Below are 15,145 nucleotides of genomic sequence, written 5' to 3'. Positions count from 1 at the left end.
GAATCAGCTGACGCGGTTCCGGAAGCGTGTCACGACTTCGTGGCGCCAGTGATCAGCCTGACCTGTGAACCCCTTGAATTCACCGAGGAGATAACGTTCGATTCCATCGACATAGATCGTGTGTAAATCAAAATCGTGTCTGATAGCCGCAAGGCGCTGCTGCACGGCTGACGCACTTCCCTCGTTATAAGCGCCTATCAAGTCCTCCAAACTCAAAGGCTCGTCGCTGCGAGCGAGAGCACGATAGACCGGGTCCTGAAGGCTCAGAGTGCCGGAACTGCGGAGGGTTTCGGACCCTTCGTGGTTCAGCGCTGCACGAATGCTTCGCCCAAGCGCTTCCGCCACAGGCGGTGGAAAAGCGTTCCCGATCTGTCTGTACTGCGAGGTCTTGCGGCCGACGAACTCGTACCCGTCTTCCGCAGTCCAGCCTTGAATTCGAGCTGCCATTTCGATCGTCAAGCGCGGCGGAGCAGTTCGAAACGAAGGCGACCTTCGGTCTGGTGGAGTGTCGGCGATGCCCCGGCCGTCGACGCTCAACTTGGCCCATGCCGCCTTAGCCCGTGTCGGACCGAGGTCAGCCCCTCCGTGCTTCTTGCTACCTCCGACCAGGGTCGGGCCGATGTCGTCTGCGGCTTCCCGCCAAGCGTCCGCGTACTTCCAGCCCTCGGCTGCCATCAAGTCATAAAGTGCCGCCCCGACTGTGAGTCGAGCGCCGACCTGTGGCTCGGGCCATTGAAAGAATCGCATCTCGCTTGCAGGCATCGCGACGAGCACGAAACGCGGCCGGAGCTGCGGTACGCCGAAGTCCGAAGCATGAAGGAGTTTCCAATCGCCGACGTATCCGAGCTCATCGAGACGATCCAAGATCCGTTGACGGTATGCGGCGAACCGAGGTGCCGCGAGACCACGGACGTTCTCCAGCATCACAGCTCGAGGCTGGAGCATCGCAACCTGCTCAATTGCCCATGCAAAAAGATCGCGTTCGTCGGAGGTCCCCAGCTGCTTACCAGCGGCAGAGAATGGTGGGCACGGTACTCCGCCCGCGAAAAGATCGACCTCTGCGTAGCACCGAGGGTCCCAGACTGACGAGTCGGCAACGTCACCAACCGCTACGCGAACCTGCAAATTTGAGCGAAGAGTCTCGGCGGCTGTCTCATCGATCTCGATGGCGAGCGAGTGCGAGAATCCTGCCTTGTGCAAGCCAAGAGACTGCCCGCCAGCGCCGGCACATGCCTCGACGAGGCTCAACATCTGGTCGCCTGATCGCTTGTAGTCTGCCACCCGTTCATCTTAAGTCTGGCCACCGACATCGCCGCGTCGCACCGCCGCGCGCGAGTTTTCGGCGACAGCTGAGGATTACACTTGAAGTAAGTAGACGCATCGTTGCGAAACATATATTGAAGGAGCTCCACCATGGCCCTCACCGCACACTCCACCATCGGCGAGTGGATGAACGATCCGACCGGAGGGCCGCTCATCCGCAGCCTCTTCGAACAGACGGGCGCCGACCCCGAGCTCCTCACCCCGGTCCTCGGACTCCCCCTCCAGCAGCTCGTCGCGATGAGCCAGGGCGCGATGCCGCAGTCCGTCGTCGACGACCTCGTCCGCGCGGCCAACGGCGGCGAGCTCCCCGTCGAGGAGGCAGCCCCCGAGGTCCCGACCGGAGCCCGCTTCGCCGGCAAGACCGTGATCGTCACGGGCGCAGCATCCGGAATCGGCAAGGCCACCGCCACCCGCATCGCCCGCGAAGGCGGACGCGTCATCGCCTCCGACATCGCCGCCGACAAGCTCGATGCGCTGAAGGCTGAGCTTCCCGACGCCGACATCACCGTCGTCGCCGGAGACCTCACCAAGCAGGACGCGATCGACGCCGTCATCGCTGCCGCGGGCGACATCATCGACGGTCTCGCGAACGTCGCCGGCATCAACGACGACTTCTCCCCCGCAGGCGAGACGACGGATGCCGTCTGGGACCGCGTCATCGCCATCAACCTCACCGCGCCGTTCAAGCTCATGCGCGCGGTGCTGCCGATCATGGAGAAGGCTGGCCGCGGCTCGATCCTCAACGTCTCGAGCGAAGCGGGTCTGCGCGGCAACGCGTCGGGCAACGCCTACACGGCGAGCAAGCACGGCATCATCGGCGTCACGAAGTCCGCCGCGTTCATGTACGGGCCGAAGGGCATCCGCGTGAACAGCGTCGCTCCCGGCGGAGTGGCCACCGGCATCCCGATGCCCCCGAACATGTCGGAGTACGGCTCCGGTCGTCTGGCACCGTTCCAGCAGGCGATCCCGACCGTCGCGACCGCGGAACAGCTCGCTGCGTCGATCACGTTCCTGCTGTCGGACGACGGCGTGAACATCAACGGTGCGGTGCTGGCGTCGGATGGGGGATGGTCGGTTCAGTAGTCATAGCGGGGCAGTGTCGGCTCTCTCCGCTACGGTGATCGAATAACGGGGTGTTCCGTTCCCAGGGGAGAGGGCGATACGACGGTGGCGACAAAGAACAGGCTCGAGCAGCACATTGCGGTCTTCGGTGAGAGCGGGAGCGGCAAGACAGTTCTGCTGTCTTCTTTCTTCGGTCCGACGCAGGAAGACGGATACGGCGAGCGCAATCTGTTCGACGTCGTCGCAGGCGACGCAGGGCAGGGAGCGAAGCTCTTCCAGAACTATCTGGGGATGAGAAACTCCGCCCGAGTGCCCGAGCCGAACAAGTTCAAGTCGATCTCGTACTCCTTCTCGGTGAAGCGCGCGAAGGGACTCACCTCCGATCCGAAGCGGAAGCCGCCGGTCGATGAGGTGCGGCTCGTCTGGCACGACTATCCGGGTGAATGGTTCACCCAAGGAGTCGAGGGCGAAGAAGCGGCCCGCCGCGTGGAAGGTTTCCGCGCTCTCCTCGGCTCAGACGTCGCCGTGCTTCTCGTCGATGCTCAGCTCCTGCTCGACAACGCCGGGCAGGAGGAGGCCTACCTGAAGTCGCTGTTCCACAACTACCGCACAGGTCTGGAGAGCCTCCGCGACGACATCCTCGTCGATGGCAAACCGCTCGTCGTCTTCCCTCGCATCTGGATCGTCGCACTGTCGAAGTCGGACCTGATGCCCGACACCGACGTGCAGCAGTTCAGAGAGTTGATCATCGAGAAGAGCGCAGGCGACCTCGACCGCCTGCGGAGGACGATCGAAAGCATGGTCGCGGCGCCCGAAGCCCTTTCTGTCGGTGAGGACTTCCTCCTGCTCTCGTCCGCGAAGTTCCGCCCTGACGAGATCGAGGTCAGTCAGCGGGTGGGCGTCGATCTGCTCTTGCCTATCGCAGCTGTGCTCCCGTTCGAGAGGCACGCCAACTGGGCGCGGACCATGCAGCTTCCCCCGAAGGTCGGGGAACACCTCCTGAACAACGCCGAGCAAGTCGCCACAGCACTCGCTCTCATTGCGCCCTTCATCAAGAAGGTGAAACTGCCCGGACCTCTTGCCGTGCTGGCCGCCGGTCTTACTGCGCTGATCTCGAAGGAAGCCATCGACAAGATTCTCGACGCCGGGCGTGCGAAGCTCGAGGAGGCCAAGGCTGAGGCGCTCGCCCGCCACGATTACCTGACTGCTGTGCTGACACGCTTCCGCATCGACCTGGAGGACGCCGAGCACGCAAAGGTGCTGCTGCGGAGCCGTAAGTGACATTCATCTGGGTCGCTCGCGGGCGGTCATGGGGCTTTCGGTTCCTCCGCACAGGCGGCATCACAGATGCGCTCGCCGTGTATGAGTCCGTCTTCGACTCACTGGATCTCGAGGCCGACTCCTACCGCGCGGTGGGTACGCGCGGTGCTCTGCGGCTTCGCGACCCAGACCAGCGACTCGACCGCTCCGGCCGCCCGATCACGCACGACTTCGTGCTGCTCGGCGACACCGCGGCGTCAGTTCAGTCCGTGGAGGATGGCCTTCGCATCGTCTGGCCCGAGGTGAGTGACGAGTACTCGCGGATATGGGCGCTTCCCGACCCGCCGGCATCTGAGTCCTGACTTCCCTGTCAGGTCAGGGCACAACGACCGAGTCGGTAGTCAGCTGCGCAACGGGATTCGCGCGTCTCTCGCTCACCGCGTGATCCCTCGCAGCAACCGCATCACCGTCTCCTCGACGCGATCCGCGCTCAACGGTTGCCCAATCAGCGCCGCGTATGACGCCATCGCGATGAGTTGATCGGCGATCGCGTCAGCATCCACGTCTGCTCGTACCTGCGCGTCGACCTGTCCGCGGGCAACCCGCTCGGCGACCCACGTCCGGATCGGCGCTGCCAGCCTCTCGTTGAGCGCCAGCCCCAACTCATGGTCGGTCGCCGTCACGGCGATCAGCGCACGAGCAAGGGCGACGCCCTTCGGACTTCCGAGTCCCCTCGACATCGCCGTGAACCACGCGTGCAGGTCGGCGCGGATGTCGTCGGTCATCGGCACGGACACGTCCGCACCCGGAAGGTCGCCCTCGAGCAGAGCCTCACCGAGGATGGCCGCCTTCGACGGCCACCAGCGGTAGATCGTCTGCTTCGACACGGTCGCGGATTCGGCGAGGCCCTCGATCGTCACCGACTCGTACGTCCCGGCGATGACGGCGGCGCGCATCGCCTCGAGCACGGACTGGCGCGCGGCTTCGCTACGAGGACGGGGCATCCGTCAAGCGTATGCGCTCGCACCGTTGCAGGCGGCTGTCAACGCGATGTTCCTGTCGCCGCCCGATAGCGTGAGGGTGAATCGTACGCACTCGGGAGTGAGCCATGTCCATAGCGAAGGACTTCGGAATAGAAGAGTATGGCGAGTGGCTGAGTCTCGCTTCGCAGCGCAATGGGTGCGAGCCCCTTCCGGAAGACCTGCCGACTGAACTCTGGGCGCTCTACCGTGAGGGCGCGTTCGTCGATCGGACCGATCTCCTAGGGGTCGCGCTCGCGCACACATGGGTGAGTACCGACTACCCAGAACGACGCATCGCCACTGTCCACTGGCGAACGCTTTTCTCGGAAACCGGATTCTGCGAAACCGGTGTCTCCGCTCCTTCTCCACTGGAACTGCCTCCACTGTTCCGGGCGGCGGCGGAGGGGCATGAGCTTGGGATGTCGTGGACGGACGATCGAGGCAAAGCTGAGGTCTTTCTCGACCGTAACGTTTGTGCGGGGCGAGCAGCGACGCTTCTAATGCTCGAAGGCGCCTCGGCCAGCCGCGCTCTGGCGCACATCCACAGCACCAACTGGCGCGATGAGAACGAATGGGTGATCGACACTGCTGGACTCGCTTTGAGTGACATCGAAATCCTGCGTCCGCTGTCCACGGAGATGTCGCGATGACGATCTCTTTGCTTCGCTCTCAGCCCCGGTCACGTAGCCGACGCAACCAGTTGGTGTCCCTCGCCGAATAGCGAGTCCGGAATGCCACCGCGCTTCGCCGCGCTCGGATCCGGCGGGAGGTTCAACGACCGGAGGCGTAGGGCGACGGCTCCTCGACGGCCTGCTGCTGCCCAGTATCCACTTCTCGTTGAGTCGTCATCAGCATCCGCACGACCGTCCCGACGATTCCGATGACCAGCGCGACCGCGACCGGCAGAAGCCCGGTCTCCTGCAAGAGCAGCGGGAAGATCTGCGCCGACGCGGAGGCCATCTCGACGAGGTTGCCGCCGAGGATGCGCGAGCCGAGGCCGTATTGGATGGCACCGAAGAGCGACGGAAGCAGCGCGAGCGTGAGGAGCGAGACGACCCACACGACGATCCGCCACACCGGACGGATGCCGCACCACGCGAGCGCGACTCCGACGATGACCGCGGGAATCCATCGCGTCAGCTCGGGCAAGAACGCCGGCGCGAAGGCGTCGCCTGTGAATGCGAGGAACCACCGCGACACCCACTGTCCGAACGGCACCGCGGCGAGCGCGACGCCGAACGCGGCGATGCCGACGGACGGGCGCGAGGCCATCCAGAAGCCGAGCTGGGCGAGGAGGATGGCGGCGAAGGTTCCGCCGAGCATCCCGACGAGGTAGACCGCCGCGCGTGAGTCGTATCCGAGGGAGAGACCGCTCGCGACAACGGCGAAGCTCTCCACCGCTGCCACGACGTGCACGGCGAGGACTCCGAGCGATGCGGCCCACACCGCCACGGCTCGGCGCCGAGCGACGATGCGGATCGCGAAGCCCGCGAAGACGCCGCCGAGCAGCACGAGCGAGAACAGAAGGATGGCGAAGTACTGACTGACCGGCAGCAGCACGATCGGCATCGCGTCGGGCATGGTGGCGACGGTCCAGAGGTTCTGCAGCGGCAGGCGCGCACCGCCGACGAGCCACGGCAGGATGCCGAGGAGTCCGCCACCGACGCCGATGAGGAACGGGAGGAGGCGGGCCGGAGGTGTCGCGTGGGCGATCGGGGTGGAGACGGTCACGGGAGAGAGCCTGGCACACCGGTTGGCCCCAGGCGTTTCACCAGACCTCGAAAAGCGTGGCGCGCTTGGTCGCGGACAGCCCACCGGTGGGCTCCGGTCGACGTCCGACGAACGGAGCCCACCGGCGCCCCGGTCTATCCCTTCTCGGCGAGGAAACGCGCGAGTCTCACGCGCACCTCACCCGCCCGACCGGTCCTGACGGGCGCGCGCATGGCGCGGCCTCAGTACGAGGAGCACTCGCTGCCAGTACCCCTCGCCCTCGAAGCCGGGATGATCGCGCCGGGCTTGCGCGCTGATCAGCACTGCGGTCACAGCTGCGACGATCGCGAACAACGGTCCGGTCCATGCTGAACCGACGTCCGACAAGATTGCCGCAGCCGCGACGACGCCCGCGATGAGGACGCCTACGACCGCACCGATCCATTGAAGAGGGGCTCGAACCTGCACCCCGAACATCGCCCCGGCGATCACGGCGAGCACGACGACTAGCGAGTGAACAATCATGCCGACACCTCATCCGGCCCCGAGATGAACGTAGTCACGGTGGTCGCGCTGGGCATAACGACGTGAACGAGATCGCCTCCTCGGATTTCGCACCTCGTCTCCGCGGTGACGCCGTTCGCGTCGACTGCCCACGGAGCAGCCACGCTCACGAAATCGCCTCGTCGTCGAGGAAGATGATTTCACCCGACCCGGACTGGTACGGCAGATGGCCGTCCGTCCTGTATTCGAAGTCGTGCTGACTCGCGGGAGAGGCGATCACGGTTGCAGTCGCCACGATCTCTTCGCCGACGAGAACACCAGGCGCCGCGAGCGCGGCTTCCGGTGCCATCGAAGCAGTGACTGCCGCGGCTGAGTTCGCCCCCGCGATGTCAGCTTGCTCGACACTCGAGGTATTCGACGTGCCTTGGGTATCATGCGAGCAAGAAAAGCACACATTTGGCTACGCCCGCAGTATTCTGTGTCCTGTCGGGTCTGGATTTCAGAACCTCAGAACGCGGCAGAGCGGAACGTGTGCGCGACGGCACCGGACCCGAACTCCCGCCGGTCGACGAGCTCGAGCCGCACGCGCTCGTGGAGTCCGTCGAGCAGCCGAGGCCCGTGCCCGGCGAGTATCGGATGCACCACGAAGAGGTACTCGTCGATCAGTCCGTGATCGGTCAGCTCGCGAGCGAGCTTCTCGCCGCCGACCGAGAGCGGACCTCCGGGCTGCTCCTTGAGCCGGCGCACCGCCTCCACGACATCGCCTTGGATCAGCTCCGAGTTCCAGTCGACCGACGTGAGAGTGCTCGAAGCGACGTACTTCTTCGCGCGATCGAGCGCGTCGGCGAAGGGCTGTTCCCATTCGCTCATCCAGTCCGGCCACACGCCGTCAGCCGGCCGCCGCCAGGCGGATTCCATCATTTCGTAGGTCACACGGCCGTAGATCTCGGCATCCGCTGCTCGTATCTGGTCCGTCCAGAACTGCATCAGCTCCTCGTCCGGCGCGACACCCGCCTCGTGATGGACGCAGCCGTCGAGCGTGACGTTGATCGCGTAGCGCAGTGGTCTCATGGGGCCGCTCTCCTTCGATGCGGGCAGTGTGTTGCCGAACGCCGTCAGGCTACTGCCACGGCGGCTGCGGGGTCGAAACCGCGTCCGGGCCGGCATGCGGGGTCAGAAGCGCACCGGCAACGCCGGTATCCGATGCGATAGTGACCCCGCGAGGCCAGGGCAGGCGACGAAGACAGGCGGATGCCGGGACAGGCCGCGACTCAGAGCGATCTGTAGAAGGAGAAGGCCTTCTCGCCGGTGTCGGGGTCGCCGTTCGTGAACCCGTGGTGCTCGTAGAAGCGCATCGTGTCGGTGTCGGACTCGTCGACGTTGATCTCGATCTCCGCGACGCCGAGCTCGCGGCACGTGCGGACCATGTGCTCGATGATCTTCGACCCGATGCCGGTTCCGCGGTGGGCGGGCGCGACGTACATCTCGTCGAGCAGCGCGACCGGGCCGTCGGACCGGACGTTCGCGCGCAGCGTCACGAGCGCGACGCCCACCGCCGGAGCGCCGCCGACGATCGCGAAGGTCGTCGGCTCGGCGAGGAGCAGCGTCAATCGGCGGGCGAGCACGTCGACGCCGGGGCTCGGGGTGTCGAACTCGGAGTTGAACGCGTGCAGGAGCCGCGCGACGGTGACGGCGTCGGCGGGTTCGGCCCGGCGGGTCAGAGGGATCGAGGTCATGCGGATGCCTTTCTCTGAGTCGTGTCCGGTGTCGCGCGAGGCGTGAGCCCGGCCGGCTGAGAGCCCGGCCGGCCGAGCCGGCCCGCCGCGGTTCAGTCCGAGTCGGCCTTGCGGGCGCCGGCCTCGAGCACGTCGCCGGCGGGGAGCTCCTGGTGTCCGCCGAACTGCAGCCGCATGGCGGACAGCACCTGGTTCGCGAAGTGGTCCTCGCCCCGCGAGGCGAAGCGCTCGAACAGCGACGCCGCCAGCACGGGAACAGGCACCCCCACGTCGACGGCGGCCTTGACCGTCCAGCGGCCCTCGCCCGAATCCGAGACGCGTCCGGCGAGACCGTCGAGAGTCGGATTGTCGGCGAGTGCGGCGGCCGTCAGGTCGAGCAGCCACGACGAGATCACCGATCCGCGACGCCACAGCTCGGCCACCTTCGAGGTGTCGATCGGGAACTGGTAGTACTCCGGCTCTTCCAGCGGGGCGATCTCCGCGGAGTGCTCGGCCTCGCGCACACCGGCATCCGCGTTGTGCAGGATGTTGAGCCCTTCGGCGATCGACGCCATGATGCCGTACTCGATGCCGTTGTGCACCATCTTCACGAAGTGCCCCGCGCCCGACGGCCCGCAGTGCAGGTAGCCCTGCTCCTCCGGGGTGAGCTCGCCGGTGCGTCCGGGCGTGCGCTCGATCTCGCCCGCACCCGGAGCGACCGTGCGCAGGATCGGCTCGAGGCGCTCCACCGCTTCATCCGGTCCGCCGACCATGAGGCAGTAGCCGCGATCGAGGCCGAAGACCCCGCCGCTGGTCCCGACATCGACGTAGTGGATGCCGCGCTCGCGCAGCGCCTTCGCACGCCTGACATCGTCGCGGTAGTTGGAGTTGCCGCCGTCAATGAGGATGTCGCCCTCGTCGAGCACCTCGGCGACCTCGTCGGCGACCGCTCCGGTCAGCGAGGCGGGGACCATCATCCAGACGGCTCGCGGCGCCTCGAGCTTCGACGCGAGGTCGGCCATGCTGCTCGCGCCGACCGCCCCTTCGGCGACCAGGCCTTTCACGGCATCCGCGTTCACGTCGTAGACCACGCACTCGTGCCCGTCGCGCATGAGACGGCGCACGATGTTGGCGCCCATCCGGCCGAGTCCGATCATCGCCAGCTGCATGAGGATCCCTTCGTCACGGTCGGCCCACGGTTGCGCGAGCCGAGTCGGGGTCATCCTCGCACGCACCCGGTGGGCACTCAATGCCGTTGCGGTGCCGGCCAGTCGGTGTCATGCGCGGGTGCGCGCGGGCACAGCTGCGGAGCTCGGAGGCGACACGCCGCGGGGCACCGGGTCGGGCGCGGCGTGTCGCCTCCGGCATCCGAAATCGTGCACGGGCACCGACCGGCGGGCGGGCACCGGGCACCGACTCGTGGGCGACCCCGGCCGCGTCCGGAACTGGAAGGATTGAAGGACCCCCGTACGACGACTCAGAGGAGCCCGCGTGACCCCCGGCACGTTCGACCTGATCACGCAAGACGATCTGCGCGGCGCGGGCAGCGTCAAATGGACGACCTTCCCCGACACGATCGGCGCCTTCGTGGCGGAGATGGACTTCGGTCTCGCCCCGGCGATCAACGATGCGATCTCGGGCGCTCTCGACCGCGGACTCACCGGATACCTCCCCACGCAGGTCGCGAAGGATCTGTCCGAGGCGACCGTCCGCTGGTACGCCGACTCCTACGGCTGGAACGTCGACCCCGAGCGCGTGCACCACGTGCCCGACGTGATCGCCGCGTTCGAACTCGCGATCGAGAACTTCACGACCCCGGGATCCGCCGTCATCGTGCCGACCCCCGCGTACATGCCATTCCTCATGGTGCCGCCGATGCGCGGACGCCGCGTCATCGAGGTGCCGAGCATCGAGGTCGACGGACGCTGGGTCATGGACCTGGAGGCCGTCGCGCAGGCGTTCCGCGACGGCGGCGAGATGCTGGTGCTCTGCAACCCGCACAACCCGCTCGGCACGGTCGCCTCGCGCGAGGAGCTTCTGGCCATCGCCGAGGTGGTGACGGATGCCGGCGGCCGCGTGTTCTCCGACGAGATCCACGCCCCGATCGTCTACGCGCCGGCGCAGCACATCCCGTACGCCTCGGTCTCGGACTCGGCCGCGTCGCACACCCTGACGGCGACGTCGGCATCGAAGGCCTGGAACCTCGCGGGGCTGAAGTGCGCGCAGATCATCCTGTCGAACGACGCCGACGTCGAGCTCTGGGAGCGCGTCGGCTTCTGGGCCGGACACGGCACGTCGACGCTCGGCGTCCTCGCGAACACCGCGGCCTACACGGCCGGCCGGGAATGGCTCGACGGCGTCGTGGACTACCTCGACGGCAACCGTCGGATGCTGGCGCAGCTCGTCGCGGAGAAGCTGCCCGGCGTGCGGATGACCACCCCCGAGGGCAGCTACATCGCACTGCTCGACTTCCGGGAGACCGGACTGACCGGCGACCTCGGCGAGTGGTTCCGCGAGAACGCCGGGGTCGCGATGACCGACGGCGCCGCCTGCGGAGAGGCCGGCGTCGGCTTCACCCGGTTCGTGTTCGCGCTGCCGCGGCCGGTCATGGTCGAGGCGGTCGAGCGCATCGCCGCCGCACTGCAGCAGCGCGCCGCATCCGACGTCGCTTGAGTTCCCGGCATCCGTCGGCCGAGTTCCCGGCATCCGGTTCGTGGCGTCCCACCTTCTCGTCGTCGAGCTCCATGCCGTGGCCGACCGACGGGCGGTCAGCGCAGCCGCCGCGCAGGACTCCTCGACCGGGTCGCGCTGGTCTCGCTGACCGACGACACCCTGCAGCGGGCCATCGCCCCGGATATACCTGTTCAGCCCCGGAGGCCGGCTCGCTCAGCGCCCGGAACGGCCGCGGACGGCATTCCCCATCGCCGCGATCGCGTCGCGCAGGATCGGCCGCGGAGTCGCGAAGACGACGCGCACGAAGCGCTCGAAGCCACGGCCCAGCAGGGCTCCCTCCGTGAGGACGACGCCCGCGTGCTCACGGAAGAACGCCGCCGGCGGACCGTCGATCTCCAGCGCGCCCGTGTCGATCCATCCGATGTACGTCGCCTCCGGCGCCCGGAACACGGCTCCTGGGAGGTGCTCCGCGACGAGCGCTGCCAGCTCCCGGCGCGAGTCCGACAGGTAAGAGGTCACGCCGTCGAGCCAGGGCCTGCCCTGTCGGTACGCGGCGGTCGAGGCGACCACGCCGAGAGTCGACGCGCCGTGCTGCACGGCGAACCCGAACGCGCGGTAGCGCTCCTGGTCGGCATCGTTCGACGTGATGAGCTGGGCGGCCTTGAGGCCGGGGATGTTCCACGCCTTCGACGCGCTCGTCCCCGTCACGGTGTGCGCGGCGGTCTGCTCCGACACCGATGCGTAGGGGACGAAGGGGCGGCCGTCGAAGCGCAGCGGTGCATGGATCTCGTCGGCGAAGACCCGTCCGCCATGACGCTCGACGATCTCCGCGATGGCCGCGAGCTCGTCTCGGCCCGCGATCGTGCCCGTCGGATTGTGCGGATTGCACAGGATCAGGGTCCTGGCCCCCGCCGCGAACGCCTCGTCGATGCGCTGCAGATCGTGATGCCAGCGCCTCGTGCCGTCGGCATCCGGGATCTCGATGCCGGGAACCTCGATCACCGGATGCCCGATCGTGGGGAGATATGTCAGGAACGGCATGTATGCCGGAGTCGGCACGATCACGGCCGATCCCTCGGGCGCGTACTCCTCGACGGCCACCCGCAGCGCCGCCATCACGTCGGACACCGGATGCACGCGCTCGGGATCGACCGACCAGCCGTATTCGTCGTGCATCCAGTCGGCCGTCGCCGAGCCGAGCCTCGCCGCCGACGCGGGCGACAGGTACCCGAGGTTCTCCTCCTCGATCGCGGCATGCAGCGCCGCGGCGATCTCCGGCGCGACGCCGAAGTCCATCTCCGCGACCCACGCTCCGATACGACCGGGATGCAGACTCCACTTCCTACTCTCCGGACGATCGAGGTCGAACCGGGTGCGGGCGTCGAGCGGATGCTGCGCAGGGGGCGTGCGGTCGGTCATGCGGTGCTGCCCTCAGCCGATCCGCCGACATCGCGGCGCGGGCAGGATGCCGTCCGGGTGCGGCTCGTTCTCGGACACGGCGACTCCTCTCGGCGGAAACTCCCACCATACGGATGCCGCCGACGGGAGGCGACTTCGCATTTCAGTCCGTGACGGGAGGGCGACCCGCCCGGGACACCGCGTCGGACCGGCCGGCCGCCGCGACGAGACCGAGCGCCGCCCGCACGAGCGCGGCGTTGTCGGGCGCCGTCTGCCCGTCCGGCAGGGCGGTCGTGTCCTCCAGCCCGATGCGGGTGTCATGGCCGAGCTCGATCGCGAGCAGAAACGCCGGCCACGCCGACCTCTCCTCGCCGTGCAGGAGTATCGGCATCCGCGGCTCGTCGATCTCGATGTGCGCGATCAGGCCCTCGGCGTGGGCGCGCACCGACTCCGCCGCCTCGTCGGGCAGCTCGACGAGCACACGTCGGCACCGGCCGCGCTCCGGCGAGCGCCGCCAGGCTTCGAGGCCGGCACCGTCCCAGATGCCGGCCTCGACATCGACACCGCGCCTGCGCAGCGCGGCGGCGACCTCGTCGGCACCCGCCTCGTGCCAGTTCACCGACGCGAAGTCGGGAAGCTCCGTCCACTCGTCGATCGCCGCCAGCCGGGCTGACGGATCGGGCTCCGCCCAGGCACCCGTCGTGACGCCGACCGGCGTCCCCGGGCAGGCGTCGCGCATCGCGCGCACCCACCTCGCGACGTCATCGGACGCGAGGCTGTCGTGCCCCGCGGCATCCTTCGGGTGCACGTGGATCTCCGCGGCGCCGAGAGCCACCGATCGTGCAGCCTCCGCGGCTGCGAGGACGGCGTCGGCACTGAGCGCGGGATGATGCGTCACCGGTCGCGCACCGTTGATGCACGCCTGCACCAGCATCCGTCGTGTCGTGATCCTGTCGGAGCCGAGCCCCATCAGTTCATGAGGTCCCGCGGGTGCCAGTCGTAGAGGTTGCCCGTCTCGGAGGGCCCTTCCTCGGTGCGGACGGTGTGCTCGACCTGCCGTGCCGTGGCTGCTCCGCGCCCCACGCGGATCGCCTCCTCGCGGTCTTCGAAGCTCGAGCCCAGCGTGCGGGATTCGCCTTCGATCCTGTTGAACCAGATGCCGTCGCGCGGGAACGTCTCGATGTCGCCTGCAGCCATGACGCGTCCTCTCTGTCTTCCTCCTTCCTACGCGGAGCGTCGGACATCGAAAGAGGGGCTTGACAGGATGCGCGGTTCTCGCCGAACGTCGCTCAGGCCGTGCCATCGGCTTCCGCTCCGGATCTCACCCACGGAAACGCGTCCGCGTCAAGGCCGAAGACGCGGGTTGCGAGCGAGTCATAGTGTCGGGCGCGATGTGACCCGACACAGTCCTGAGGAGTGATCGATGACGCTGGAAGTGGTGTCTCCCACGGCCGCGCTGCTCGACGGACGCTACGTGCTGCACGAACCCGTCGGCCGCGGCGGCATGGCGACCGTCTACCGTGCCGAGGACACCCATCTCGAGCGCACCGTCGCGATCAAGATGATCCACGAGGGCGAGGGCGCCTTCTCGTCCCTCGACCGTGCGCACAACGAGAAGCTGCTGCTCGCCTCGGTGAGCCACCCCCGCCTCGTGACCCTGTACGACGCCCAGCTGCAGCCGCGGCGCCCGCAGTACCTCGTCATGGAGTTCGTCGACGGTCCGACCCTCGCCGACAGAATGGCGCAAGGCCCCCTGCCTCCACGCCAGGTCGCACGGATCCTCCGCGATCTCGCGCAGGGTCTCGCAGCCGTGCACGAGGCGGGCATCGTCCACCGCGACGTGAAGCCGTCGAACGTGCTGCTCGCGCGCGAGCGCGGCGGACCCTGGGCCGCGAAGCTCGCGGACTTCGGCATCGCGTGCTCCATCGGCAGCTCCCGCGTCACCCGACCGGGAGTCGTGCTCGGCACCTTCACCTACATGGCTCCCGAGCAGCTGCGCGACGCGGAGCCCACGCCCGCCGTCGACGTCTTCGCGTTGGGCCTCGTCATCCTCGAGGCACTCTCCGGCGAACCGGGCTATCCCGCGATCGGGGCCAGCCGCCAGGCCACGGTGTCACGGCTGCTGACCCCGCCGTCCATCCCGGAGACGGTCCCCGAGGAGTGGCGAGCCCTCCTGACGCGGATGACCAGCCTCGAGCCCGATGACCGGCCTCGCGCCGGCGAGGTGATGCGGGCCGCCCGGGAGCTGTTGCGCGGCGAGGCGACGGACGAGCACGACGACATCGCGCCCCCAGGATCCCGGCGTGCCGCTCGCGCCGCCGCCGCCCCCATCCCCGGAGTTCCCGGAGTTTCGGGAGTTCCCGGAGTTCCCGGAGTTCGCGGGATCCCCCGTGTCGTTCGGCTGCTGGTCGACCGCCGGTTCGAGCACGGGCTCGACGGGAGCGACCGGATCGGTGCCGGCCACATCGGTCACGACGC

The 15,145-nt window shown here is 67.8% G+C and carries 17 protein-coding genes; 6 read left to right on the top strand and 11 right to left on the bottom strand.

Translation table 11 applies throughout. From position 1 onward, the window contains the following. Positions 1 to 3 precede the first annotated feature (3 nt). Positions 4 to 1,281, bottom strand: a complete 1,278-nt coding sequence (locus A4X16_RS17625) for a DNA cytosine methyltransferase (RefSeq protein ID WP_231880408.1) — start codon at positions 1,279 to 1,281, stop codon at positions 4 to 6. A gap of 132 nt (positions 1,282 to 1,413) precedes the next feature. On the opposite strand from A4X16_RS17625, the gene A4X16_RS16260 reads away from it, so the two are divergent. From A4X16_RS16260 to A4X16_RS16250, 3 genes are all read left to right on the top strand, one after another. Next, positions 1,414 to 2,406 carry an SDR family NAD(P)-dependent oxidoreductase gene (locus tag A4X16_RS16260; protein ID WP_067122711.1) on the top strand — a complete coding sequence of 331 codons (993 nt, stop codon included), beginning with the start codon at positions 1,414 to 1,416 and terminating at the stop codon, positions 2,404 to 2,406. A gap of 84 nt (positions 2,407 to 2,490) precedes the next feature. Continuing rightward, positions 2,491 to 3,666: an ATP/GTP-binding protein gene (locus A4X16_RS16255; protein ID WP_067122708.1), complete on the top strand. Its 1,176-nt coding sequence runs from the start codon at positions 2,491 to 2,493 to the stop codon at positions 3,664 to 3,666. A gap of 77 nt (positions 3,667 to 3,743) precedes the next feature. Beyond that, a complete protein-coding gene (locus A4X16_RS16250) occupies positions 3,744 to 4,007 on the top strand; it encodes a hypothetical protein (RefSeq protein ID WP_197491862.1) in 264 nt (87 codons plus the stop codon). 72 nt (positions 4,008 to 4,079) lie between these two features. On the opposite strand, the gene A4X16_RS16245 is transcribed toward A4X16_RS16250, so the two are convergent. Beyond that, the gene (locus tag A4X16_RS16245) at positions 4,080 to 4,649 is read right to left on the bottom strand and encodes a TetR/AcrR family transcriptional regulator (RefSeq protein ID WP_231880407.1); all 570 of its coding nucleotides are present in this window, start codon (positions 4,647 to 4,649) and stop codon (positions 4,080 to 4,082) included. Between the two features lie 104 nt (positions 4,650 to 4,753). Between A4X16_RS16245 and A4X16_RS17945 the strand changes: the two genes are divergently transcribed. Further along, positions 4,754 to 5,317 (top strand): hypothetical protein, encoded by a 564-nt coding sequence (locus A4X16_RS17945; RefSeq protein ID WP_157560265.1) that lies wholly within the window; start codon positions 4,754 to 4,756, stop codon positions 5,315 to 5,317. A gap of 121 nt (positions 5,318 to 5,438) precedes the next feature. Here A4X16_RS17945 and A4X16_RS16240 read toward each other — a convergent pair whose 3' ends face one another. The 6 genes from A4X16_RS16240 to gnd form a co-directional block, all read right to left on the bottom strand. After that, positions 5,439 to 6,398 (bottom strand): hypothetical protein, encoded by a 960-nt coding sequence (locus tag A4X16_RS16240; RefSeq protein WP_067122702.1) that lies wholly within the window; start codon positions 6,396 to 6,398, stop codon positions 5,439 to 5,441. A 177-nt stretch (positions 6,399 to 6,575) separates the two neighbouring features. Continuing rightward, a complete protein-coding gene (locus A4X16_RS16235; protein WP_157560263.1) occupies positions 6,576 to 6,878 on the bottom strand; it encodes a hypothetical protein in 303 nt (100 codons plus the stop codon). A 169-nt stretch (positions 6,879 to 7,047) separates the two neighbouring features. Further along, positions 7,048 to 7,230: a hypothetical protein gene (locus A4X16_RS16230; RefSeq protein ID WP_067122696.1), complete on the bottom strand. Its 183-nt coding sequence runs from the start codon at positions 7,228 to 7,230 to the stop codon at positions 7,048 to 7,050. A gap of 158 nt (positions 7,231 to 7,388) precedes the next feature. Then, on the bottom strand, positions 7,389 to 7,952 hold the full coding sequence (locus A4X16_RS16225; RefSeq protein WP_067122693.1) for a dihydrofolate reductase family protein: 564 nt from the start codon (positions 7,950 to 7,952) through the stop codon (positions 7,389 to 7,391). 200 nt (positions 7,953 to 8,152) lie between these two features. Beyond that, positions 8,153 to 8,617: a GNAT family N-acetyltransferase gene (locus tag A4X16_RS16220; RefSeq protein WP_067122690.1), complete on the bottom strand. Its 465-nt coding sequence runs from the start codon at positions 8,615 to 8,617 to the stop codon at positions 8,153 to 8,155. Between the two features lie 92 nt (positions 8,618 to 8,709). Then, a complete protein-coding gene (gnd, locus tag A4X16_RS16215) occupies positions 8,710 to 9,819 on the bottom strand; it encodes a phosphogluconate dehydrogenase (NAD(+)-dependent, decarboxylating) (RefSeq protein WP_231880406.1) in 1,110 nt (369 codons plus the stop codon). Between the two features lie 268 nt (positions 9,820 to 10,087). Between gnd and A4X16_RS16210 the strand changes: the two genes are divergently transcribed. Then, positions 10,088 to 11,269: a MalY/PatB family protein gene (locus A4X16_RS16210; protein ID WP_067122686.1), complete on the top strand. Its 1,182-nt coding sequence runs from the start codon at positions 10,088 to 10,090 to the stop codon at positions 11,267 to 11,269. A 213-nt stretch (positions 11,270 to 11,482) separates the two neighbouring features. On the opposite strand, the gene A4X16_RS16205 is transcribed toward A4X16_RS16210, so the two are convergent. From A4X16_RS16205 to A4X16_RS16195, 3 genes are all read right to left on the bottom strand, one after another. Beyond that, complete coding sequence (locus A4X16_RS16205) at positions 11,483 to 12,688, bottom strand: MalY/PatB family protein (protein WP_067122683.1); 1,206 nt, start codon at positions 12,686 to 12,688, stop codon at positions 11,483 to 11,485. Between the two features lie 142 nt (positions 12,689 to 12,830). Beyond that, positions 12,831 to 13,637 carry a 3-keto-5-aminohexanoate cleavage protein gene (locus tag A4X16_RS16200; RefSeq protein ID WP_231880405.1) on the bottom strand — a complete coding sequence of 269 codons (807 nt, stop codon included), beginning with the start codon at positions 13,635 to 13,637 and terminating at the stop codon, positions 12,831 to 12,833. Continuing rightward, positions 13,637 to 13,864 carry a DUF2188 domain-containing protein gene (locus tag A4X16_RS16195; protein ID WP_067122680.1) on the bottom strand — a complete coding sequence of 76 codons (228 nt, stop codon included), beginning with the start codon at positions 13,862 to 13,864 and terminating at the stop codon, positions 13,637 to 13,639. Before A4X16_RS16195 ends, A4X16_RS16200 begins: the two co-directional genes overlap by 1 nt. 226 nt (positions 13,865 to 14,090) lie before the next feature. Here A4X16_RS16195 and A4X16_RS16190 point away from each other — a divergent pair. Beyond that, positions 14,091 to 15,145: serine/threonine-protein kinase (locus tag A4X16_RS16190; protein WP_157560260.1), on the top strand; the 1,055-nt coding region annotated here is incomplete at its 3' end.

This window comes from Microbacterium sp. H83 (genome assembly GCF_001650405.1).
In the GTDB taxonomy this organism is placed as follows: Bacteria; Actinomycetota; Actinomycetes; order Actinomycetales; family Microbacteriaceae; genus Microbacterium.
This window is presented reverse-complemented; position numbering and strand designations above follow the sequence as displayed.

What these genes read in the sequence shown, in the direction of transcription:
- A4X16_RS16195 (WP_067122680.1), bottom strand. Translation starts at nt 13,864, where the DNA reads ATGGCTGCAGGCGACATCGAGACGTTCCCGCGCGACGGCATCTGGTTC.
- A4X16_RS16200 (WP_231880405.1), bottom strand. Translation starts at nt 13,637, where the DNA reads ATGGGGCTCGGCTCCGACAGGATCACGACACGACGGATGCTGGTGCAG.
- A4X16_RS16260 (WP_067122711.1), top strand. Translation starts at nt 1,414, where the DNA reads ATGGCCCTCACCGCACACTCCACCATCGGCGAGTGGATGAACGATCCG.
- A4X16_RS16220 (WP_067122690.1), bottom strand. Translation starts at nt 8,617, where the DNA reads ATGACCTCGATCCCTCTGACCCGCCGGGCCGAACCCGCCGACGCCGTC.
- A4X16_RS17945 (WP_157560265.1), top strand. Translation starts at nt 4,754, where the DNA reads ATGTCCATAGCGAAGGACTTCGGAATAGAAGAGTATGGCGAGTGGCTG.
- A4X16_RS16230 (WP_067122696.1), bottom strand. Translation starts at nt 7,230, where the DNA reads ATGGCACCGGAAGCCGCGCTCGCGGCGCCTGGTGTTCTCGTCGGCGAA.
- A4X16_RS16205 (WP_067122683.1), bottom strand. Translation starts at nt 12,688, where the DNA reads ATGACCGACCGCACGCCCCCTGCGCAGCATCCGCTCGACGCCCGCACC.
- gnd (WP_231880406.1), bottom strand. Translation starts at nt 9,819, where the DNA reads ATGACCCCGACTCGGCTCGCGCAACCGTGGGCCGACCGTGACGAAGGG.
- A4X16_RS16225 (WP_067122693.1), bottom strand. Translation starts at nt 7,952, where the DNA reads ATGAGACCACTGCGCTACGCGATCAACGTCACGCTCGACGGCTGCGTC.
- A4X16_RS16245 (WP_231880407.1), bottom strand. Translation starts at nt 4,649, where the DNA reads ATGCCCCGTCCTCGTAGCGAAGCCGCGCGCCAGTCCGTGCTCGAGGCG.